The organism is Aquamicrobium terrae (assembly GCF_040545735.1).
In the GTDB taxonomy this organism is placed as follows: Bacteria; Pseudomonadota; Alphaproteobacteria; order Rhizobiales; family Rhizobiaceae; genus Mesorhizobium; species Mesorhizobium terrae_A.
This window is the reverse complement of record NZ_JBEPML010000007.1, coordinates 16,738-39,264: the sequence shown is the minus strand read 5'-3', so window position 1 is coordinate 39,264 and position 22,527 is coordinate 16,738. Positions and strand designations below refer to the sequence as shown.

Sequence of the window (22,527 nt, the reverse complement as noted above, 5' to 3'; positions counted from 1 at the left end):
TTCAGATCTCCATGCCCATCAGCGAGGCCACGGTGTGCACGTCCTTGTCGCCACGTCCCGAAAGGTTGACGATGACGATCTGGTCCTTGTCCATCGCCGGCGCGATCTTGACCGCATGGGCGATGGCGTGGGCCGATTCCAGCGCCGGGATGATGCCTTCGGTGCGCGTGCAGAGCTGGAAGGCCTCCAGCGCCTCGTCGTCGAGGATAGGCACATACTCGACTCGGCCGGTATCACGCAGCCAGCTATGCTCGGGGCCGACGCCCGGATAATCGAGACCGGCCGAAATCGAATGGCCGTCGAGGATCTGGCCGTCCTCGTTCTGCAGGAGATAGGTGCGGTTGCCGTGCAGCACGCCCGGCCGGCCGGCATTCATGGAGGCGCAATGCTCGATGCCGTCGAGGCCACGGCCGCCGGCCTCGATGCCGATGATCCTGACGTCCTTGTCGTCGAGGAAGGGATGGAACAGGCCGATGGCATTGGAGCCGCCGCCGACGGCCGCGATGATCACGTCCGGCAGGCGGCCCTCCTGCTCGAGGATCTGGGCGCGCGCCTCGGTGCCGATGGCCGACTGGAACTCGCGCACCATTTCCGGATAGGGATGCGGGCCCGCCGCCGTGCCGATCAGGTAATAGGTGTCCTCGACATTGGTGACCCAGTCACGCAGGGCCTCGTTCATGGCATCCTTGAGCGTGCCGTGGCCGGCGCTGACCGGCTTCACCTCGGCGCCCAGCAGCTTCATGCGGAAGACGTTGGGGCTTTGCCGCGCCACGTCGGTCGCGCCCATGTAGACCACGCAAGGCAGGCCGAAGCGCGCCGCCACGGTGGCCGAGGCGACGCCGTGCTGGCCGGCGCCGGTCTCGGCGATGATGCGCGTCTTGCCCATGCGCCTGGCGAGCAGGATCTGGCCGAGGCAGTTGTTGATCTTGTGCGAGCCGGTGTGGTTCAGGTCCTCGCGCTTGAAATAGACCTTCGCGCCCCCGAGATGCTTCGTCAGGCCTTCGGCGAAATAGAGCTTGGAGGGCCGGCCGGCATAGAAGGTCGACAGCGCCTGAAGCTCGGCCTTGAAGGCCGGATCGGTCTTGGCCTCGTTCCACTTCTCCTCCAGGTCGAGGATCAGCGGCATCAGCGTCTCGGCCACGAAACGGCCGCCGAAAATGCCGAACATCCCCTGTTCGTCGGGGCCGGTGCGGAAGGAATTGGGCATGGCCGGCTTGTTCATCGCCGATCTCCTCGGGCAAAGGGCTGTGATTCAGGCTGCTCGGTCGTTGCGCGCCGCTGCAACCGCCTTGAAAAAAGCTTCGATGAGCGCCGCGTCCTTGACGCCGGGCGCGCTCTCGACCCCGGACGATATGTCGATGCCCGGCGGGTTCGCAAGCCGCAGCGCATCGCCGATATTGGCGGCGTCGAGCCCGCCCGAAAGCATGTAATCGACGCCAGCGTCAAGCCCGGCAAGGATGGTCCAGTCGAAACGCACGCCATTGCCGCCCGGAAGCTCCGAACCGGCCGGCGGCCTGGCGTCGAACAGGAAGCGGTCGGCGATGCCGCGATAGGGCGCGACGCGGGCAAGATCGGCGGCTTCCTGGACGGCCAACGCCTTCATCACCGGCAGGCCGTAACGCGCCTTGACAACTGCCACGCGTTCGGGGCTTTCCGCGCCGTGAAGCTGGAGCATGTCCGGCTCCATCGCAGCGACGATGGCATCGAGGAAAGCGTCGTCGGCATCGACGATGACGGCAACGGCCTTCGCCTTGCCGCTGGCCCGCGCGCGCAGCACTCCCGCTTCCTGCGGGGTGACGTAGCGCGGGCTTTTGGGGAAGAAGATGAAGCCGACATGGCTGGCGCCGCCGTCGATGGCCGATGCCAGCGCCGCCTCCGTCTTCAGCCCGCAAATCTTGATGTCGAGTGCCATGGCGGGGACTTGGCACGAAACGCCCGGAGAGTCGAGACAAAGCCGCATGCCAGCGGCCGACCCACGGAGAACACCGTCATTCGCGGGATCGAAAACCCGGAAACGGCAAAGGCCGGGAAGCGGCGCTCCCCGACCTTCGCGCGATCATGGAAATTACTTGGTGTAGATCGGCTCCGGCGGCTCGTAGGCCACCGTCTCGGGCTGGTAGCAGCCATTGGCGCTGCCGCCGAAGCTGTAGCGCAGGCCGGCGCGGACCTCATGGGTGTTGAAGCCCTTGTCGAAGCCGGGGCCGGCACCATTGCGCTCGAACATGCGCCCGCCCTCGATGCGGCTGAACCGGTAACCGGCGTCAAGCACCATCCTGTCGGTCAGGCAGTAGGAGGCGCCGGCCATCAGCGCATAGGCAAAGCGCCAGCTCTTGGTGCCCTTGTGCGTGGCGAAGCCGACATTGGCGTCGTTCTCCAGATCTTCCCACTTGACGTGGGCGCCGCCGATGCCGGCGCCGACATAGGGCGTGATGCCGTTCCAGGTGCCGAGATCGACATAGGCGTTGGCCAGGAGAAGCAGCGCCGACATCTTGGTACGGTCGACGGACTCGCAGGGGACGCCAGGACCGCCACAGCCGGAGCTACCGTCATCGGACGTGCTGCCCCTGAACTTGGTCTTGAACCAGTAATCGAGGGTCAGGTCGGTGCGGAAATGCCGGCTGATCTGGTAACCGACGCCGGCGCCTATTGAGAAGGAGCTCTTGAGCTTGGCAGTGTCGAAGCTCTTGGTGCCGCCGACACCCTGGAAACCATCGCCGCAGCCGGGGCATGGTTCAACGCCATAGGTGATGTATTCGGTGCCGCGGATCTTCGACTTGTGGTAATCCAGATCGCCGCGGATATACCAGCCGCCGAAGTCGCTGACTTCATAACGCTCGACGGGCTGAGGCTCCTCGATCACGATCGGGGCTTCAAGGTCAGCCGCCAGTACCGGGGAAACACCGCCGGCAATGATAGCGGCCAAAGCCGCGTTCCTAAAAAGGTTGGACATGAGTTCACCCCTAATCCGGCCGCCGCCTGCGCACCGACACTCAAAAACCGCAACATGAATAATGATTGGCAAACGTTAAAACGGGCTTAACCCTGTCGATTAACCACGAATGCCGCGGCCTCGAACCGGAAAGGCAATCCGGATTCCGGAAAATTCATTTCCAAAACAATAAGATATGTCACATCCAGGCATTTGCTGCTGACGCAGGCCAGCTCCTGCAAAATGACCGAACCTCGAAGCGGAACCCTCGGTTTTCAGCCTGGCGCTAGTCCGACATTGCCAGGGCGGCGACCAGATCGCGATCCAGCCGGCTGTCGTCATCCGGGCGGCTGATACCCATCTGATATGAATTGAGGTCCCATATCGACCAGCCGAAGCCGTGGGATGCAGCCACATGCGTCACATCGGACATCCACCGCCGCCGATAGACCTCCGCCGCACCAGAAAGCCGCTCAGACCGCCGCGTCACGCCGAACTCACCCATGATGATGCGGTCGTGGCCGATGCCGTTGCGATCCGTCCATTTCGCCACAGTGGCGAAATCGTCCTCTATGCGTTGACGGTTCCAGGTATCGGCCAGGAAGTGCTTCAGGATGGACTGCGCGTGCTTCCTTGCCGCCGTCTTCGCGGCCTCATCTATCGGGGCGGCGGCAATGCGTGCCTCCAGCGCGGCCTCGATCTCTTTCGCCGGAACCGTATCGTTGGGATAGGGAAGGTCCGATACATAGGGCGAGGTCGGCGCATCCGGGGTGCCGAAGTCCACGCCCTGATGGGTAAAGCTGATCGGCAGATAGTAGTGATAGGAATACAGCACATTGCTGTCCGCATAGGGTGACGGGTCGAGGTCGTTCAGGCCGCTGATGCCGCCATAATTCGCGCCGGTCAGCAGAAGCGGCAGCTCGGATGCGGCCCGCCTTGCCGCATCGTGCAGCGCCAGTTGCGCCGCGCCCCACACCATCACCTGCGTGCGATGGCTGGCATTGTCCATCAGCGGTTCATTCATCAGTTCCAGCGCCACGCGCCCGCCCCGCACATTGGCGAGCAACGCAGCCAGACGGACGATCATTGCCCTGTACTCGGCAAACACCGGACCTTCCAGGTCCTCAAGTATGGACTGGGGCGAGTAGAGCGGCACCTGCTCGACCGGATGGCAGTCGACCAGAACATCGAGGCCGAGGCCATGCAGGCGCTCGATAGTGGAGAGCAGCTTCCGCTCCAGCGCATCCCTGTCGGCCCCTTGCAACTGCATGAACGGCCCGACATCCAGCGACAAGCGGATGAAGTCGAACCCCGCACCGGCAAACTCACGCGCCAGAGCTTCCGGAAACGCGTTGCGCGGCGTCTCGAACGGGCGCGGAACATAGCGGGTGCTGCTTCCTTCCTGCAGGATGCCCCAGTTCATCATATTGTGGATTCCCGCGCCGCGGTGGAAGGCACGCTTGGCCGTCGCCTGCGCCGCAGCACCATGAGGCAGCACAGCAAGCGCCCCTGCGGACACGGACAGGAACTGGCGGCGGGTGAAGCTCATGGGCAAGGCTCCTGCACAGGCGCGACGGTGCAGGCAAGGGTAGAGCAGCCGATCCCCCAAGGCGAGAGCCCGGCGGACAAGATTGCCGCAAAGGTTAGCGCGCGTTTGCATTAATGCTAATGCAACCGTGGTTTGCTAAGGCACACTTATGTTGAGACGGTTGGGCTGGTATGCGCGACGCCTCGCCGTCATGGAACGCGGCGAGATCCGCCATCGAATTCGCGAACAGACGGAAAGACGCGCCGCGCGGCGCCAGAATGGCGGCTGGGCCACGTTTGCGCTGCCCGGCGCACGGCCGAAGCCGCTGCCGCTTTTCGCGTCCCTGTTCACAGGCGATCTCCCCGCTCCGGTCGCGGCGCAACTGGCCGTTGCTGCCGAAGCGTTCCGTTCGGGGAAACTCAGGCTGCTCAATCGCGACTGGCCGGAAACGGTCCTCGACGAGAGCGGCCGCATCGCCCCGCAAATCTGGACGCTCGACCCGGTCAACGGCACGAAATGGCCGGGCGCGGAGGTGTCGGCCTTCGACATCGATTTCCGCTTCGAGGGGGGCAATCGCGACATCAAATATGTCGCCGAGGCCAACCGGCTGCATTTCCTGGCGGCGCCCGCCATCCATGCCCGCCGCACGCAGGACGCCAGCCTTGCGGGAGCCATCCTCGGCTCCGTGCTTTCGTGGATGGAGGCCAATCCGCCCGGCCGCGGCGTCAACTGGTACTCGGGCATAGAAGCCGGCTACAGACTTGTTTCGCTCGCCTGTATCGCCACGGCGCTCGATCCATGGATCGACAGCGCCAGCGGCGAGAAACTCGCGTCTTTCGTCGCCGCGCACGGCACATGGCTGGCGCGCTTTCCGTCGCTGTTTTCGTCGGCCAACAATCATCTGGTCGCCGAGGCGATGGGGCTGGCCGTGGCCGCGCGCCTGCTGCCCGCGCATCCGCAAGCGGCGGACTGGCTGGCGCAGGGCCGGGCGCATCTGGAAGACAGGACGCTTGCCCTGTTTCATCAGGATGGTGTCGGGCAGGAACAGTCACCGGCCTACGCGGCCTTCACGCTGGAAATGCTTCTGGCCGGCTTTGGCGCCATTGGTGCAGATGCGCCCTCCCCGGCTGCCCGCGAGCGGCTGGGCAAGGCGGCCACAGCGCTGAACGCTTCCCTCGATGACGGTGGCCATGTCCCGCTGATCGGCGACGACGACCAGAGCCGTGTGCTCATGGCCTATGGCAGCGAGGAGCCGCGCTACGCCGCCTCCATTGCCGCCGCGATTGCCGGATTTCTCCAGCGCCCGGAGCTTGCTCCTGCTATGAGCGACCCACATTGGCGCGACATCGTATTCGCCGCACCGCCACCCGGCCCCGCGCCGACCGACGGCACGACGACCTTCCCGCAGGGCGGCTATACGATCCGGCGTGGCGAGATCGCCGGGCGGCGTGTGCATTTCACCTTCGACCACGGTCCGCTGGGGTTCGGCGCGCTCGCCGCACACGGCCATGCCGATGCCCTTTCGGTGTGGTTGTCGCTCGATGGCCACCCGGTTCTGGTCGATGCCGGCACCTATCTCTACCATTCGGAAGGTGAGAACCGCCGCCGCTTCCGCGTGACGCCGGTGCACAACACCCTGACCATCGGCGGCGCCAGCCAGAGCGAGCCCTCCGGCCCGTTCAACTGGATGCCGCGCCGCGCGCGGGCGCGGCTGGACAAGGGTGCGGACACCGTGCCGCTCAACGTGTCGGCCTCGCATGACGGCTATCAAAAACGCTTCGGCGTCATCCATCACCGGGACATCCTCGAAACCGCTACCAGCTTCGAGATCACCGACCGGCTGACCGGTACGCCGCCCGCCGGCGCTATCGAGATCGCCTTCCTGCTGGCCCCGGAACTCGACGTGACGGGCGATGCCGGCCGCGTGACGGCAAGCCGGAACGGGCGGCCGGAAATCACGCTCGTCGCCCCCGAAGGCACATCCATCGAAGTCATACACGCCGACGAAGCCTCGGGGCGCGGCTTCCATTCACCCGGCTTCGGCGTTTTGCAGGCGGCCGCGACGGTGTTGTTCCGTGGACCTGCAAAAGCCATGAACTGGCGCAGTTCCATCCTGCTCAACCCCGTAACGTGACCTTTACCTGTCAGGGGTAGACCGGTTCCACAGGGATCGGTCCGACCACCGTCGGCGTGACAACAACAAGGCAAAGCGGTCAGGCAACCATGAAAATATCCATTTTCGGACTGGGGTATGTGGGCACCGTGTGTGCGGCCTGCCTCGCCGAGCGCGGCCACGAGGTGATCGGCTGCGACGTCAGCGAGGCGAAGGTCGACCTGATCAACGCCGGGCAGAGCCCGATCATCGAAAAGGACATCGGCGAGCTCGTCGCGGCCAAGGTGGCCTCGGGCAGCCTGCGGGCGACCGTTTCGACCGAAGAGGCGATCATGAACAGTGACCTGTCGCTGCTGTGCGTGGGCACGCCCTCGCGCGCCAACGGCTCGCTCGACCTTTCGGCTGTCGAAGCGGTGGCGCGCCAGATCGGCGCGGTGCTCGCCAGCAAGGACAGCTATCATTCGGTCGTCATCCGCTCGACCGTTCTTCCCGGCACGCTGGCCGACATCGCCGTGCCGGCGCTGGAGCAGGCTTCGGGAAAGAAGCTGGGCGTTGCCTTCGGCGTCGCCTCCAATCCGGAATTCATGCGCGAGGGCTCGGCCGTCGCCGACTTCAACAATCCCGCCAAGACGGTGATCGGCACCGACGATGACGTGACCCGCGCGCGCCTGCTGGAACTCTATGCCGGCCTGCCCGGCCAGACGATCCTGACCGAGCCGCGTCTGGCGGAACTGGTGAAGTACACCGACAACACCTGGCACGCGCTGAAGGTGGCGTTCGGCAACGAGATCGGCAATGTGTGCAAGGCGGCGGGCGTCGACAGCCACGAGCTGATGAAGGTGTTCTTTGCCGACACCAAGCTCAACATCTCCAACGCCTATCTGCTGCCGGGCTTCGCCTTCGGCGGCTCCTGCCTGCCCAAGGACGTGCGCGCCATCAACGCCTATGCGGTGCAGCATGACGTGGAGACGCCGCTGCTGAGATCGCTGATGCCGTCCAACAGGCAGCAGATCGAGCGCGCCCTGCAATGGGTGCTCGGCTACGGCAAGCGCAATGTCGGCTTCCTCGGTTTCTCCTTCAAGGCCGGCACCGACGACCTGCGCGAAAGCCCTTATCTGGAGCTGATCGAGCGCCTGCTCGGCAAGGGCTGCGACATTCGCATCTTCGACCAGAACGTGTCGCTGGCCAAGCTGGTCGGCGCCAACAAGGTCTATCTGATGAACGCCATCCCCCACGTCACCCAGTTGATGGTGCCGTCGGTCGACGATGTCGTGAAGCATGCCGATGTACTTGTGGCCACCAGCCGTTCGCCCGAATATGAGGCGGTGGTGGAGAAGATGAGGCCGGGGCAGGTGCTGCTCGACATGGCCCGTCTGCCCAACACGGACCGGATTGCGGGGACCTATGACGGCATCAACTGGTAGGCGCGTCCTCATCATCGTCGAGAACCTGCCGGTTCCCTTCGACCGGCGCGTCTGGTCGGAGGCCACCACGCTGGTCAAGGCCGGCTATCAGGTTTCGGTGATCTGCCCGAAGGGCAAGGGCTCGACCGCCTCCTACGAGGTGATCGACGGCGTGCATATCTACCGCCATTCGCTGCCGCTCGATGCCGAGGGCGCCCTCGGCTATGCGCTCGAATACAGCGCCGCCCTGTTCTGGGAATTCCTGCTGTCGCTCAAGGTCGCGTGGCAGCGCGGCTTCGACGTCATCCACGCCTGCAATCCGCCCGACACCATCTTCCTGATCGGCGGCTTCTACCGGCTGTTCGGCAAGAAGTTCCTGTTCGACCACCACGACATCAATCCGGAACTCTACGAGGCCAAGTTCGGCCGCCGCGATTTCGGCTGGAAGCTGATGGTGTGGCTGGAACGCCTGTCGTTCCGCACCGCCCACCGCTCGATCGCCACCAATGAGAGCTATCGCGAGATCGCCATCACGCGCGGCGGCATGGACCCGGGCAAGGTGCATATCGTGCGCTCCGGCCCCAATCTGGACCGGGTGCGCGAGGTGGAGCCGGACCCGAAATGGCGCAACGGTCGCCGCTTCGTCGTCGGCTATGTCGGCGTCATCGGCAAGCAGGAGGGGCTGGATCTTCTGCTGGAATCGGTCAGCCATCTGGTCAATGTGCGCAAGCGTGACGACATCCAGTTCGTCATCTGCGGCGGCGGCCCGGAGCTGGAGGCGATCAAGGCCGAAAGCACCACGATGGGCCTTGCCGACTACGTGACCTTCACGGGCCGCTGCCCGGACGAGACGCTGTTCTCCGCCCTTTCCACATCGGATGCGTGCGTCAATCCCGACCGGCCGACGGCGATGAACGACAAGTCGACCATGAACAAGATCATGGAATATATGGCGCTGGGCAAACCGATCGTGCAGTACGATCTGCGCGAAGGCCGCTTCTCGGCGCGCGAGGCCTCGCTCTATGCCAGATGCACCGATCCGGCCGATTTCGGTGACAAGATCGCCGAATTGCTGGACGATCCCGAACGTCGCGCGGCGATGGGCGCCTTCGGACGCGAACGGGTGCGCAACGAACTGGCCTGGAACTACGAAGCGCCGAAGCTGCTGGCCGCATATGAGGCGCTGTTTACGGGCAGGAAGGGCATGCAGTCGCACAGCACTTTGACCGAAGCCGCCCCGCGCGGCGGGGAGCAATAGGGGCAGCGCGCCATGTGCGGCATCTTCGGATTCCACGCCAGATCGCGCCTGTCGCTGGCCGCCGAGCTCGACGCCGCCACGGACCTGCTCGCCCACCGCGGGCCGGACGGGCGCGGCACCTTCGCCGCCCGCAGCCCCGATGGCGAATGGCAGGTCGGGCTAGGCCATCGCCGCCTGTCGATCCTCGACATCGAAGGCAGCCCGCAGCCGATGCATTCGCACGACGGCCGCTACACGGTCGTCTACAACGGCGAGATCTACAACTATATCGAGCTGCGCGCCGAACTGGTCGAGCGCGGCCATCGCTTCGTCACGCAGGGCGACACCGAAGTGCTGATCGAGGCATGGCGCGCCTGGGGCGAGGACTGCCTGTCCCGCTTCAACGGCATGTTCGCCTTCCTTTTGTGGGACAACCGGACCGGCCGCCTGATCGCGGCGCGCGATCCGTTCGGCAAGAAGCCGCTGTTCGTCGCCGAGGCCGAAGGCGTGCACGCCTTCGCCTCGGAGATCGAGCCGCTGCGCAAGTTTCCCGGCATCGACGACCGGCTCGACCAGGATTCGCTGCGCGAATATCTGGCCTACCGCTACGTGCCGGGGCCGGCCACCTTCTTCAAGGGCATCGCGAAAGTGCCGCCCGGCACCTTCATGGTGCTCGACGGCGACAGGGTTTCCACAACCCGCTATTTCACCACACCGTTCTCGCGAACCACGCCCGACATCACCGATTTCGACGAGGCGCTGCGCCTGTTCTCCGACAAGCTTGACGCGGCGGTGCAATTGCGGCTGCGCTCCGACGCGCCGTTCGGCGCCTATCTGTCGGGCGGGCTCGATTCCTCGATGATCGTGGCGCTGATGAGCCGGCACATGGGCAAGCCGGTCTCCACCTTCTCGGTCGGGTTCGACGTGCCGGGCTCCTCCGAACTGCCCTATGCCAGGCAGGTGGCGGATACCTTCGGCACCGACCATCACGAACTTGCCGTGGGCATGGGCGAATTCACCTCCGTATGGGAGGAAGCGGTGCTGCGGCGCGGCGCGCCGGTGGCCGAGCCCTCCGACCTGCCGGTGCTGCTGCTGTCGAAAATGGCCAGCCGCAGCGTCAAGATGGTGCTGACCGGCGAGGGCGCCGACGAGCTGCTGGGCGGCTATCCCAAGCACCGCGCCGAACCGTGGGTGGCGCTCTACCAGCGATTGATGCCGGGCGTCCTGCATGACGCCGTCATGGCGCCCGGCGCGCGCGCCCTGCCCTATGCGCTCCGGCGCGTGAAGACGGTGGCCGGTGTCGCCGGCATCCGCGACCACCAGGCCCGCATGGCCGCCTGGTTCGGCGGCGGCGACGCAGAACTCGCCAGAGCGCTTTATGCGGGCCCGCCCGCTTCCCGCGCGCTCGATCCCCTGCCCTTCACCGCGGACGGAGCCGCCAGCGCGCTGAAGCGCATGCTGCATTTCGACCAGACCTCGTGGCTCCCCGACAATCTGCTGGAACGCGGCGACCGCATGATGATGGCCGGCTCCCTCGAGGGCCGCATGCCGTTCATGGATGTGGGGCTTGCCGAACTCGTCGCCCGTTTCCCCGACGCCTTCCTCACCGGCGCGCCGAAGGGCAAGCGCGTGCTGCGCACGTTGGCCGCCCATATGCTGCCGCAGGCCATCGTCACCCGCAAGAAGGTCGGGTTCCGCGTGCCGGTGGAGCAATGGTTCCGGATCGGCATGGCCGACCGGATGCGCGACCTTCTCCAGTCCGGCGATGCCACCGTGCGGCAGGTCTGCAACGCGGGCGAAATCGACCGGCTGATGGGCGAGCATCTGGAAGGCCGCCAGAACCATGAGAAGCTGCTGTGGGCGCTGGCCAATCTGGAGCAGTTCTTCCGCATCTTCCGCCCGACCATCGGCGATGCGGCGCCACAAAGCGAGGCCGGCTATCGCCTTGCCGACAGCGCCTTGCGGTAGACGTCGCGCAAGCCGGAAATCATCGTTTCGAGCCCGAAACGATCAAGGTAGATCCGGCGCGAAACGGCACGAAACGCCTCTCTGCGCTTGTCGTCATCGATTAGCTGGGCCAGTGCATCGGCAATGCCTTCGGCATCGTCGGGCCTGATGGTCAAACCGTTTCCGGCTTCGTGCAGCACGTCCGGCACGGAGCCGACCGGGGTGGCCACGAGCGCCGCGCCGGCGCATGCGCCTTCCAGCAGGCAGACCGGCAGCACCTCGTTGCGCGACGGCAGCACGACGATGTCCGCCTGCCGGTAGAGCGGCAGAATGGCCTCGCGCGCCACCCAACCGGTGAACTCGACACGTCCCGACAGGCCGAGCCTGTTCGCCTCTTCGCGAAAGCCGGGAACATCCCCCGTACCGGCAAAGGTCGCGCGCCAGTCCGGCAGGTTCGCCGGCAGGAGCGACAGGGCGCGCAGCAATGCGCCCGCCCCTTTCGCATCGGTCAGATTGCCGGCGAACAGCAGCCGTACGGGCGCACCCGCCGGTCGGCCCTGCGGCGCGTCGGGGGCGAAATCGGCGACGCCGTTGGCCACCACGTCGAACCGCTCCGGCTCCATGCCGTAGAAGCCGGCAACGAAATCGCGCCAGTACGCACCGAGCACGACGATCGCATCGGCGCGCTCAAGGACACGGCGCAGAACCGGCACCCAGGCCGGCCGTCTTTCGCCCGCCTTCGGAAAGGCCGAGCCATGGAAATGCACGACGGTGGCGGCGCCGAACAGCCGTGCCGCGGACTGCATCAGCCATTTGCGCCAGGCCGAGGCATTGGTCGCGCCGTTGAGATGGACGATGTCGTAGCGCCGCGTCGCCAGCAGCCCGAGATAGCGCGCAAAGGCGAACGGGAAGTGCAGCACCCACCCCGGTCCCGAAGCGTCGCCGCGCGAGGCGAGGAATTCCATGTCGATGCCGAGTTCGGGATGCCCCCGCAACGCCTCGTCGACGTGGGAAAACAGCGTCTCGATGCCGCCGCGCCCTTTCAGGCCGCGCGGAACGATGCACAGGACGCGGAGAGGCCGGGGCGCGGTCATCCGGACCTGCGCCGCCTTCCCCGCCGCACCGGAGCGATGCAATCGATCGCCTCGAGCCGCCCGGTGCTGTTGAGGGTGTGTATCTTCGGATAGGTCGACTTTTCCGGCGACAGGATCGGAACCGGAACGGTCAGCCGCACCTTGTCCTCGTCCAGTTCGACAAGGTCGGCGAGGCCGAGCGCGCCGCCATATTCGTCGGTGCCGTCCTGCAAGGGCAGCACGATGCGCTCGCCGACGCGCGTGAAGCGGCCGCCGGGCCGGGCCGCTGCCCGGTCGATGGTCACCGGATTGGCCGCATGCGGCGTCCACGGTCCATGCAGGCCGGGGGCATGGAACACCACCAGCGTGTCGGAGGCGCTGCCATGGCCGTCCCGCTCGGTGGCGAACAGCCACAGGCGGCCGCCATGGTCCAGCAAGGTGGCGTCGAACAGTTCCCGCTCCGGGATCAGCACCGAATGCCGGACCCACCGGTCCGGGAAGGATTCCGCCCGGTAGAGGACAAGGTTGCCGCCGGCGCCACCCTCGGGCAGCATCCAGACCTCGCCGTCATGGGCGAACACCTGCGGATAGGACAGGTGATAGGGCTCCTCCAGCACGCGGCGCGGCACGGTCGCGGTGCCGTTCTCGAACACTTCGGCGACCGAGATGAGCGCCTTGCCGTCACCGTAGGGAAAATCCTCCACGAAGATGAAATGCCGCCCCTGCCATTCGAAGGGGAACGGATCGGCATAGAAGCGATTGCCGTCGTCGGGCAGGGTGATCCACGGTTCGCCGGCCAGCAGGCCGCTATCGGCGACCCGCCGGCCCTTGTGGAAACGGTAGCTGACATCCCAGCGATGCAGGTTGCAGACGGCCCGTTTCACCGCACCCGCAACCTGGCGCGGCACGGTGGAGAGCGCATAGGCACGCAGCATCTCGCCGGCCGTCGGGCCGTTGGCGGCCGGCGGCCTGACGCCGGCGCGCCCGTCCGCCTGACCCGCGAGGTAGCGATGGGCGGTATCGACCAGCAAGGTGGCCACGCGCGCCAACACATCGTCGAGCCCGCGCAGGATGGAAAGCCGGCTGTCGACCATGGGTGCGGCATGGGCGATGGACCTGTCGCCGTCGAGCACGATGTCGACATCAGGCAGATGCCCGTTCATCAGCAGGCGCGCCGCCTCGGAAAGCGAGGGAGAGCCGGCGAAGCGCGGCGCAAGCACCGGCGAGGCGAAGGGCCCGCCGCCGCCGGTCAGGTCGAGGCGCAAGGCGGCATCCGTCCGCCCCGGCGACAATTTCGGTTCGGGCACGGCATCGAGGAGGCTGTTCAGCCGCACGCGCAGCGCCGTGCGCTCGAAGCGCAGGATGTTCTCCAGAACCGGCGCCATGCCCGGTGCATCGACGCCCACCAGCGCCACGTCATGGCCCAGCCGGGCGAGCCGCTCGGCCACCACGACATGGAGCCGCCGCACCGTATCCTGCGGCACCAGAACGTCGATCACACTCATGGGAAAACCATTTGCCACCAGCCCCTGGGGCCCGCCTCGGATACCTTGGCAGGGCACGTCTGGCCCCAGTAATGGGCGGGAAATGCTAAGTTCGACTTAAAGGACGCTCGCGTGCCGAACTCGGCGGGATCACCAACAGGCCGCCGCAATCAATGCCCCGTTTGCGCGGCAACCGACGAAGCGTCTTTTCCACGCCCCCCTGCCGGACGAGGCCGGGCGCGCCAGCGGAAATAGGGATCGATCCACTTGTCGATGAACATCGCATAGCAGATGGAGATAACGGCGGCGACCAGGAACACCATGACCGGATGGCCGGCCGCCCCGCTCCAATGTGTCTCGACGAAGATTATGGCGACGTAGTGGATGAGATAGATGGCGTAGGACCAAATGCCAATCTTGCTGATCCACTGCCAGTTCAGATGACGAAACACAAAATTGTCGTGATACCGAACCGCAAAATAGAAGAGCGGGTAAAGAGCTATTCCTTGCAAGGTATAGCGGGTGGTCTGCCGGAAAAATTCGCTCCGGAAAAGGAACGTGGCGAACAACAGACCAAGCGCCGCGGCCACGATGGCCCATTGGGCCACGGACATGCGCTCCTTTTCGGCGATCCTGGCCATGGGGTTGTGCCACAGCGCAAGCAAGGTTCCGAACAATATGGAGTCGATGCGCGTATCCGTTCCAAAATAAGTGCGTGCCGACAGGAATCCCGGCTGCGAGGCAAGGTAAAGCCTCCACAACAGCACGACGGCGCAGATGACGACGAACAGCTGGCCGATGCGGCGCACGCTGACGCCCCTGGACAGGAGCCCGAGCATCACCAGAGGATAGACGATGTAGAAATGCTCCTCGATCGCCAGAGACCACAGGATAACCGTCCCCCCCGGCATTACCTTACCGATATCGGCATTCATCGCGTAGTAATTGGCGAAGTAGAAAAGCTGGGAAAGGACACCGTACAAGGTTATGCCGCCTGGCAGGAAACCGGAAGCGACGAGGGAATACGCGATCGCCAGAGTGACCACGAGAGGCGGAAACAGCCGGAAGAAACGCCGGATGTAGAAATTCCTGACGTCAATCGTTGCCGTATGCCCGAACTCATTCACCAGCAAGGTGGTGATCAGATAGCCGCTCAGGAAGAAGAACACCGTGACACCGAACCCTCCCGGTACGATCTCTCCGAAGCCGGCATGCGACAGCATCACGAGCAGCACCGATGCGGCACGAATTCCGTTCAATGACGGGATCGTCTGGAAAGCTGGCGTCATTTCACAATCATGTCCAAACCCAGGAAGGTTTTCCTGCCAACAGAATTTTGGCCATAGCACACCAACATTAATGCAACACCAAGCCAAGGGCCGAATTTGTCAGGAAAGGCGAACCCCGCCCGAGCCGGGTAGCGGCACGCCGCGCCCGATGCGCGACAGCACGTCGTTGCCGGCATCGGCGGGCAGCCGCAAGAGCGCCGCGTTCCTGCTCCTGCCGGACAACGCCAGTATGATCACGGCGGGAACGCTCATCATGGTGGTCTTGCCGCTGATGCCCACGGTGGTGGAAAGAATGAGGAATATATAGGCAAGGGGCAGGATCGCACCGCGGCCAGCCGAGCGCAGCATGTCGACGAACCAGGCGGCGATGCCGAACCACAGCACGCCGGTGATCACGACGCCGTAGCGCACCGCGTGGCCAGCCCATGAATTCTCGATGCCTTCGGCAAGGCCGGTCAGCCGCACCTGTGTTTCCAGGCTGGCCATGCGGTAACCCAGCAGCATATTGATCAAGCCGATGCCGTCGAACAGTTCAAACAGCCTCAGGCGGCTGTTGGCGCTGCCCTTGTCGTTGATGAAGCGATTGATGAAATTGTCGAACACGCCCATCTGGTAAAGGGCGAAGATGACGAGGGCGACAAGCGGCAACAACACCAGAACGGCCACCAGAGCCCGCAGGCTCACCGCCCCTCCCCGCAGGAAGTGCAGGAGCCGCAGCCCGAGAACAGCCGCCGCCGTCATGTAGACGACCGTGAACGAGACCCGCGAACCGATGAACGGCATGGTCGCCATGCACAGCAGAATGATCGGCAGCCGCCAGCGCTCGCTCAATCCGCGCACGTCCTTCACCGTCATCAGGACGATGGCGTAGACGCCGGTGGCCAGCGCACCGCCCAGCGGATGTCCCAGCAGCGCCGTTGCACGATACTCCCAGACCTGTTCGGTATCGCTCATCACGAAGGGGAAAAGCCGCCATCCGGACGCGCCTTCGATCATCGCCAGGCAGCAATTGGTGATCATCAGAACATGGACGGCCCGCGCGATGGCGAGATGGGCCCTTTCTCCCACATCGGCAAACAGCATGTAGATGATGGCCGCCACGATGATCGCATCGATGAGGAACGAGGCCGGCTGGTCGCCCTTGTAGCGCGAGATGAATATCCAAAGCAGGATACAGGCCAGCAGGAGAAAGGTGGAGCCCATGCACCGCAGCAGCAGGCTGGCCAGATAGCCGACCGGATTGGGATTGGCGATCACCGCCAGGCCGAGCGCCACCGAAAACAGATAGGTGGCCGGATGGATCTTCACGATGATCGAGCCGCCGGGAGAATTGTAGGGCAGCCCGAAGAATTCCAGGGCGAAGTCCGACAGCGACAGCAACGCCACCACGCCAAGGAAGAACAGCAGGTCAACGATGCCGCGGCTTCCAGGCTGAAGGGTGGCCGGCTGCGGAACGGCCGGCCGCGAACGGTCCAGCGCCCTTTCGCCGATGGTCCACCTCGCCGTCATTTCCGCTCCGCCTGCCCGGGTCCAGCCCCTCTTCTAGCGCCGTTAACCTTTCCAGTCGATGAAGGACACGCTAACCGCTGCCTCATATATTGGTGCTAAAGCATGATCCCGAAAAGTTGCGGACTTTTCGGAGAAGACCACGCTGCGGGCAGGAACGGGGATCGATGCGGCCACTGAGGAAACTGATCAGCCAGTCGGCCGATATCAGGACGTTCGGCTTCGGGCTGATCTGGTCGACGCTCGGCACGGTGGTGCTGCGGCTGACGCCGATGATCACCACCATCCTGATCTCCCACTGGTTCGGCATCGAATCCATCGGCAAGTTCGCCGTCACCTATGGCACGCTGGTTTCCGCCAGCCTGCTGGCCACCAGCGGCGTCAGCCTGATGGCGACGCGCAACATCGCCGCCTATGCCGGCACCGATCCCGCCACGGCCGGGCGGCTGGCCGGCATGGCCGTGCTTCTGGTCGGCGCTTCCGGCACGGCGCTGGCCGTGGCGATCTACATGTTCGCGGACGACATCGCCACGCGGGTCCTGAAGCAGCCGGAACTCGGCTTCTACCTGCGCGTCATCGCCCCGATCATCGTCGTCAGCGCCCTCAACAACGTGCTGTCGGCCGTGCTGAGAGGGCTCCAGGAGTTCAGAACGACCGCGCGGCTCGACATGATCATGGGCCTGCTGATGATCATCTCGGTGCCGACCGGGCTCTATTTCCACGGCCTGACGGGCGGCTTCGTCGCGCTCGGCCTCGGCTATCTGGCAGGCAGCCTGATCGCCGCGCCGGCGATGATGCGCGGCCTCGGCAGACGCGGCATCCGGTTCACCTTCCGGGGGGCGCTGTCGCAATGGCCGATGATCACGCGCTACGCCATACCGGCGCTGCTGGCCAGCATTCTCTACGAGCCGGTGAACTGGGTCTGCACGACCATCATCGTCAACAAGCCGGACGGGCTGGAGCAGGTCGGCCTTTACTTCATCGCCATGCAACTGGAGACGCTGCTGCTGTTCGCGCCGCAGATCGTGGTGCAGGTGCTGATCCCGATGCTGTCGACCGGTTTCGGCGAGCGGGACCGGCGCCGGGTGCGCAACATACTGGCCATGGGCATCGGCACCAACATCACCATCGCCATCGGCTTCGTCGTGGTGATGATGCTGTTCGGCAACTGGTTCCTGCTGCTGTTCAAGCTCGACCCGGCGCGGGACTGGCCGGTGTTCATGATCGTGGTGTTCGCCGCCGCGGTGATCGCCGGCGCCTTGCCGCTCGGACAGGTGCCGGTGTCGTCGGGCCATATGTGGACCGGGCTGACCATCACCGGCGGCTGGGCGGCCACCTTCATCATCGGCACCTGGCTTTTGCAGGACCATGGCGCGCTGGGCATCGTGGCAGCGCGAACGATAGCCTGGTTGATCGCACTCGTTGCCTATGTCGTCTTTGCGGCAGTTCTGATTCCGAGACTGCCCCAAGAAAAAGTGCCTCTGGACCCCGACGCCAAGAACACAGACAACCGCAGCGCGATCTGGGAGAGAAACTCGTGAGAAGCGATCTTACAGTTTTCGTATGGATATGATGGAGAAGGCCGTGAAGCGTAACCTGATTTTCGATTTCGGCCTGCACAAGGGCGAAGATACAGCTTTCTATCTGGCCAAAGGTTTTCAGGTCGTCGCCTTCGAGGCGAACCCCGAACTTGCCAATGCCTGCCGTGCAAGATTTGCTGCGGAGATCGAAGCGGGATTGCTTACCATCATGGAAGGTGCGGTGGCGCCTCCCTCCGCAGGAGATACGGTGACGTTCTTTGTCAATGAGCGCTCGGTTTGGGGTACGATTGACAAAGATTGGGTCGAACGCAACGAAAAGGCTGGGGCTTCATCAAAAAAGATCACTGCGCAACGCATCGATGTTGCCGATACGATCCAGAAGTTCGGCATGCCCTTCTACATGAAGATCGACATCGAAGGAGCCGATCAGCATGTTCTGGAGGTGCTGGCCAAATTCCCGGAAAAGCCGAAGTACATCTCAATCGAATCGTCGAAGGATGATTATCAGGACGTTGTATCTGAGTGCGATCGCTTGCGCGGGCTGGGTTACAACCGCTTTAAAGCGGTCCAACAGGAATATATCCCCGGCATGCGCGACCAGTTCCAACGCATGGATGGTACGCCGTTTTCATACACTTTCCCGGCCGACTCTTCTGGCCCGTTCGGCGATGAAATCCGGCAGAGTTGGGTTAGCCATGAAGCGGTTCTGGATGAATATCGCTCTATTTTCAGAAAGTACCGATGGCTTGGCAGCGGATCGGCCCTCCTTCGCATTCCCGGTCTGCATCGGATGCTCTGGCACTTCGGCAGACGCCTGAATATCGGGCTTCCGGGTTGGTATGACACCCATGCAGCCCTTGATGAAAAATGACAGTTTTACTATGAATTCTCTCTTTACAGATATAGAAATTCCAATATTTTTATTATCCTTGGACCAACACTAATATGTAACTGAAACAACAATGCCAAATTGATCCAATGCAAACACGATGCTAGCCCTTATATATGGATTAATTTCAAGGGGCTCATCATGGCAACAGCTGCATTTGCGAATCCGGTAATTTCCGTGATTTCTTCGCCGCCGGCTTCACCCACCAATGGCGACCGCTATCTGATTGCACCGTCCGGCACCAGCGGCGCCTTTGCCGGAAAGGAAAATCAGGTCGCCGAATGCACCGCCGGGGCCTGGGTGGATTCCGGCGCGCCGGCGAGCGGCCAGCAACTGATGGTCGGGCAGCTTATGCTGCAATAGGCTTCCGGCTGGAAACTCTCGCCGAGCAATGTATTCGAAACGGTGACGGCGCTGCTTGCCGCGACCTCAACCTATGGCCTTGCAGATGGTGCATCCTGGCGCTGTGCCGGCAGGACGAGCCCGAACGATGGCGGGGGTTGCGTCTTCTGCTTCGACGCATCGGACACCTCGACCTCTGATAATGGCGGAACCGTCCGGGTCGACAGCGCAGGCCACAGGCTGAAGGCGCAAATGTTTGATATGATGCAGTTGCCTTGGATCTTCGGGATGAAGGCGGACCACTGGTCGGACGACAGCGCCGCTCTTCAAGCGATGGTGGACTGGGCCTTTAGCCAAAACATCCGCGACGTCTATCTGCCGCCGCAAGCAATCGGCCTGGGATCCTCTGTGTTCATCCCCTACGGAATCATGCTGCACGGGCAGTCAAGCAGCTATGACCTGACTCGGCCAAGCACTCGATTTATTACGATCACAGGGGCCTCCTATGCCAATGGCTTCATGATGGGGTTCAACACCACAGATAATTCCACTGAGGGTGATGGAGGATTTTACTATGGGGGCGGCATGGATAATGTGTGCTTCCTTGATGAAGCAGGACTAGGCAACGCGAAGGGCATTATCGCCTTTGGCAACAATCTCGAATTCAAGAATGTGGGCGGACGCTTCATGCTTCAGGTGCTGAACCGCGCAGAAAGCGCCTACAGCGATAACCTGCGCATCATCAATCCGTACTATAGCAACTCTACCGATCCCGAAGTCGCTCAGTTCGCAATTGCCGGTGGTGGTGACGGTCTCATAATCGAGTGCGGGAATTTCCCGCCGGACCAGTCGAGAGCCATTGAAATCGGCCCTTTCACGTACGGTGGTGCATTTGGCGGTGTGATCCGCCAGTGCATCAACGGTTCAATGTATATAGACGGCTATAACATCACCATCGAGAATTGGCACGCCGAAAACTCCACTCTGAAAGTCGGGGTGACTGCTCACGTCATGGTAGTCAATTCCAACATCGGTGAGGACACCCTTCTCACCGAGCCGCCGATCCAGATGGTGGACAGCATGGAATTTGGAAATTCCAGTTTCCTCGAACTGAACAACGTGGCGTTCCGGTGGTCCGGAATTGGCCAATTCTATTCCTCGTGCGACTTCGACTTGTCGGTATACTTTGAAGCCAATGTCGCCATTAAAAACTGTCGGCGCATCGTGAACGGGGTCAACTCAGTAACGGTGAACACCGGCATCCGCGTCGCCCAAGAAGATAAAGTCACCCCGGTGCCCGGTTGGGAGCCCTACGCGGATCTGTTGAGCCGGAACGGGCAGATCCTCCCCGGATACAACGTGGTACTAGACCACGCCATCCCCTCTGCGACTGCAGTCTATCAGGGCATCTGGTCTGCCCAGCGAAACACGTCCACGGCCAATGCGTGGCGGATCGCTACCGGCACCTACTACTACAACTCGGTCCGGATGTACGACACCACCAATCAGATCGGCATCGCCAGCGTGAACGGGGAAAAAAGCATCAACGTATCCAATACCTCATCGACAGTCAGTCTCGCTGATTACTCGTCACCACGGTCCGCCGGCGTCGGGCCAGTGCAAGGGATGACACGATTTTACAGAGGCACCGCTGCCGGAGTTTACAACGCCTATGCGGATGTACCGATCCTGGCGCCCGATCCCGCGGGTGTTACGGACGACGGCGACTATATCGGCGGGGTTCGCTGGAAGTCCCGCACGCCCGGCGGCATCGACACCATCTATCCGCCCGACCTCACCGTGCCATGGCATGTCTATGGCGTCGGTATGCTCAAGAACATGGTGCCCGTCATCACCACGCCGGCCAACACCGCAGTGACCTTGCGTGTCGCCTCCGACCAGCAGGTCATCTACAGTTCACCGATCACAGCGAACCGGGCTGTGACCCTGCCTGCATTGGGTCGAAAAGGTGATCGGGTGCTGGTCACGCGCACGTCAGGCGCAACGGGTGCGTTCAACGTGACGATCGCATACGGCGGAGGCTCCACCACGCTGGCCGCACCTACGCGCGCGGCATCTGCGGAGTTCATGCACAACGGCACCAATTGGGTTCTGATCGCCCAGTCCTCGGTCTGACCCCAAGCGGAAACCACCAGAAGAAGCAGCCAGCGCTCTAAGTTGCGAGCGCTGGTTTTTTGGAGGAAACACGTCGGCGGCACGCCGTGATCAGAGGGCGCTCGACAATCAGGTGCGCCAGGCAACCGCCGACAATCGTCCCGACGAACACCAGCAGGAAAATCAGCTCCTGCGATATGGGCAGGTATTCGGCAATTTTAATGGCGATTTTTCCCAGTAGTCCCATGACCGCCAGATGGGTGAGATAGATCGAATAGGAAGCATCACCTATCAGATTGAGGAGCCGCAGCCTGGAGGGCCACTGACCGGCGCTTTCCAGCGCGGCCGCGCCGGCGATCAGCAGGCCGAACGAGACGGCGTAGGCAATCTGCAACTGGCTGTAGGGCATCCCCCCGCTTTCGAGCACATAGACGGCGGCCAGAAGCAGCAGGCCGGCCGGAAACATGCTCTTGACGATTGCCGGCCGGCCGTGCCTCCAGCCGTAGAAGGCCAGCATGCCGACGAGGAAATTGAGATTGAGCGGCGAGAAATAGGTCGTCCACGACGTCCAGTCATCGTAATCGGGATAGGGGCGCAGCAGCAGGCAGGCTGCCATCCACAGCCCGAACACCGCCATGCCCAGACGTTTTCCGACGATGAGAAGCGCGAAAACGAGATAGAAGGCCAACTCGTGAACCAGCGTCCACGCCGGCGCGATGGGGAAGGTGAACCGGTCCAGACGGACCAGCGCTATTGTGGAAATCCAGCCGCCGAAAGTGTCCGGTATGGTCGCCGACGTGCCGAAACCCATCGCCACCAAGGCACAGAATATGCCCACGTAAAGCCAATACACCGGAAAAAGACGCACGAACCGGCGGGCTAGATAGTTGCGTAGCCGTTCAGGGTGATCGATGTCACGGCTATGGGCGAAGATGATGATGAAACCCGAAAGAACGAAGAAGAAGTCGACGCCGAGATTGCCGCGCCGGGTGTAGTCCATGAACAGTTCCTGCCCAAGATAGCGCGGCAGGGTCATCATGATCGAAAGATGGAAGGCGACGACAGCAATCGCCGCAAGGCCCCGCGCCTGCTGCAACGAATAGAGTTGCTTCTGCCCGCTCATCGTCCCCC

The 22,527-nt window shown here is 63.3% G+C and carries 17 protein-coding genes and 1 pseudogene; 9 read left to right on the top strand and 9 right to left on the bottom strand.

Features of this window, described 5'->3' with window-relative positions:
* Position 1 precedes the first annotated feature (1 nt).
* From trpB to ABID37_RS11625, 4 genes are all read right to left on the bottom strand, one after another.
* Positions 2-1,222, bottom strand: coding sequence for a tryptophan synthase subunit beta (trpB, locus tag ABID37_RS11640; protein WP_354194848.1), 1,221 nt, complete (start codon positions 1,220-1,222; stop codon positions 2-4).
* A 30-nt stretch (positions 1,223-1,252) separates the two neighbouring features.
* Positions 1,253-1,912, bottom strand: coding sequence for a phosphoribosylanthranilate isomerase (locus ABID37_RS11635; RefSeq protein WP_354194846.1), 660 nt, complete (start codon positions 1,910-1,912; stop codon positions 1,253-1,255).
* Between the two features lie 153 nt (positions 1,913-2,065).
* Positions 2,066-2,950, bottom strand: coding sequence for an outer membrane protein (locus ABID37_RS11630; RefSeq protein WP_354194844.1), 885 nt, complete (start codon positions 2,948-2,950; stop codon positions 2,066-2,068).
* 265 nt (positions 2,951-3,215) lie between these two features.
* Positions 3,216-4,478, bottom strand: coding sequence for a glycoside hydrolase family 5 protein (locus ABID37_RS11625; protein WP_354194842.1), 1,263 nt, complete (start codon positions 4,476-4,478; stop codon positions 3,216-3,218).
* A gap of 148 nt (positions 4,479-4,626) precedes the next feature.
* On the opposite strand from ABID37_RS11625, the gene ABID37_RS11620 reads away from it, so the two are divergent.
* From ABID37_RS11620 to asnB, 4 genes are all read left to right on the top strand, one after another.
* The gene (locus ABID37_RS11620; protein WP_354194840.1) at positions 4,627-6,591 is read left to right on the top strand and encodes a heparinase II/III family protein; all 1,965 of its coding nucleotides are present in this window, start codon (positions 4,627-4,629) and stop codon (positions 6,589-6,591) included.
* 89 nt (positions 6,592-6,680) lie between these two features.
* Positions 6,681-7,994 (top strand): nucleotide sugar dehydrogenase, encoded by a 1,314-nt coding sequence (locus ABID37_RS11615; protein WP_354194838.1) that lies wholly within the window; start codon positions 6,681-6,683, stop codon positions 7,992-7,994.
* Positions 7,975-9,231, top strand: coding sequence for a glycosyltransferase family 4 protein (locus ABID37_RS11610; RefSeq protein WP_354194836.1), 1,257 nt, complete (start codon positions 7,975-7,977; stop codon positions 9,229-9,231). The genes ABID37_RS11615 and ABID37_RS11610 overlap by 20 nt, the downstream gene beginning before the upstream one ends.
* A gap of 12 nt (positions 9,232-9,243) precedes the next feature.
* A complete protein-coding gene (asnB, locus tag ABID37_RS11605) occupies positions 9,244-11,178 on the top strand; it encodes an asparagine synthase (glutamine-hydrolyzing) (RefSeq protein ID WP_354194834.1) in 1,935 nt (644 codons plus the stop codon).
* Here asnB and ABID37_RS11600 read toward each other — a convergent pair.
* From ABID37_RS11600 to ABID37_RS11585, 4 genes are all read right to left on the bottom strand, one after another.
* Complete coding sequence (locus ABID37_RS11600; protein WP_354194832.1) at positions 11,148-12,251, bottom strand: glycosyltransferase family 4 protein; 1,104 nt, start codon at positions 12,249-12,251, stop codon at positions 11,148-11,150. The genes asnB and ABID37_RS11600 overlap by 31 nt on opposite strands.
* Positions 12,248-13,735, bottom strand: coding sequence for a glucosamine inositolphosphorylceramide transferase family protein (locus tag ABID37_RS11595; protein ID WP_354194830.1), 1,488 nt, complete (start codon positions 13,733-13,735; stop codon positions 12,248-12,250). The genes ABID37_RS11600 and ABID37_RS11595 overlap by 4 nt, the downstream gene beginning before the upstream one ends.
* A 149-nt stretch (positions 13,736-13,884) precedes the next feature.
* Entirely contained in the window at positions 13,885-15,003 is a 1,119-nt protein-coding gene (locus tag ABID37_RS11590) for an acyltransferase family protein (protein WP_354194828.1), read from the bottom strand.
* A gap of 99 nt (positions 15,004-15,102) precedes the next feature.
* Positions 15,103-16,512: a VpsF family polysaccharide biosynthesis protein gene (locus tag ABID37_RS11585; protein WP_354194826.1), complete on the bottom strand. Its 1,410-nt coding sequence runs from the start codon at positions 16,510-16,512 to the stop codon at positions 15,103-15,105.
* 164 nt (positions 16,513-16,676) lie between these two features.
* On the opposite strand from ABID37_RS11585, the gene ABID37_RS11580 reads away from it, so the two are divergent.
* The 5 genes and pseudogenes from ABID37_RS11580 (at position 16,677) to ABID37_RS11565 (ending at position 21,417) form a co-directional block, all read left to right on the top strand.
* Positions 16,677-18,050 (top strand): oligosaccharide flippase family protein, encoded by a 1,374-nt coding sequence (locus ABID37_RS11580; protein WP_354194824.1) that lies wholly within the window; start codon positions 16,677-16,679, stop codon positions 18,048-18,050.
* 43 nt (positions 18,051-18,093) lie between these two features.
* Positions 18,094-18,921 (top strand): FkbM family methyltransferase, encoded by an 828-nt coding sequence (locus tag ABID37_RS11575; RefSeq protein WP_354194822.1) that lies wholly within the window; start codon positions 18,094-18,096, stop codon positions 18,919-18,921.
* A 99-nt stretch (positions 18,922-19,020) separates the two neighbouring features.
* Positions 19,021-19,302, top strand: coding sequence for a DUF2793 domain-containing protein (locus tag ABID37_RS11570; protein WP_354194820.1), 282 nt, complete (start codon positions 19,021-19,023; stop codon positions 19,300-19,302).
* Positions 19,303-19,344: 42 nt separating this feature from the next.
* Positions 19,345-19,515, top strand: a pseudogene (locus ABID37_RS26295) (putative phage tail protein); the annotation flags it as partial.
* 18 nt (positions 19,516-19,533) lie between these two features.
* Complete coding sequence (locus ABID37_RS11565; RefSeq protein ID WP_354194818.1) at positions 19,534-21,417, top strand: hypothetical protein; 1,884 nt, start codon at positions 19,534-19,536, stop codon at positions 21,415-21,417.
* A 37-nt stretch (positions 21,418-21,454) separates the two neighbouring features.
* Here ABID37_RS11565 and ABID37_RS11560 read toward each other — a convergent pair whose 3' ends face one another.
* Positions 21,455-22,519, bottom strand: a complete 1,065-nt coding sequence (locus ABID37_RS11560) for an acyltransferase family protein (RefSeq protein ID WP_354194816.1) — start codon at positions 22,517-22,519, stop codon at positions 21,455-21,457.
* Positions 22,520-22,527: the final 8 nt, after the last annotated feature.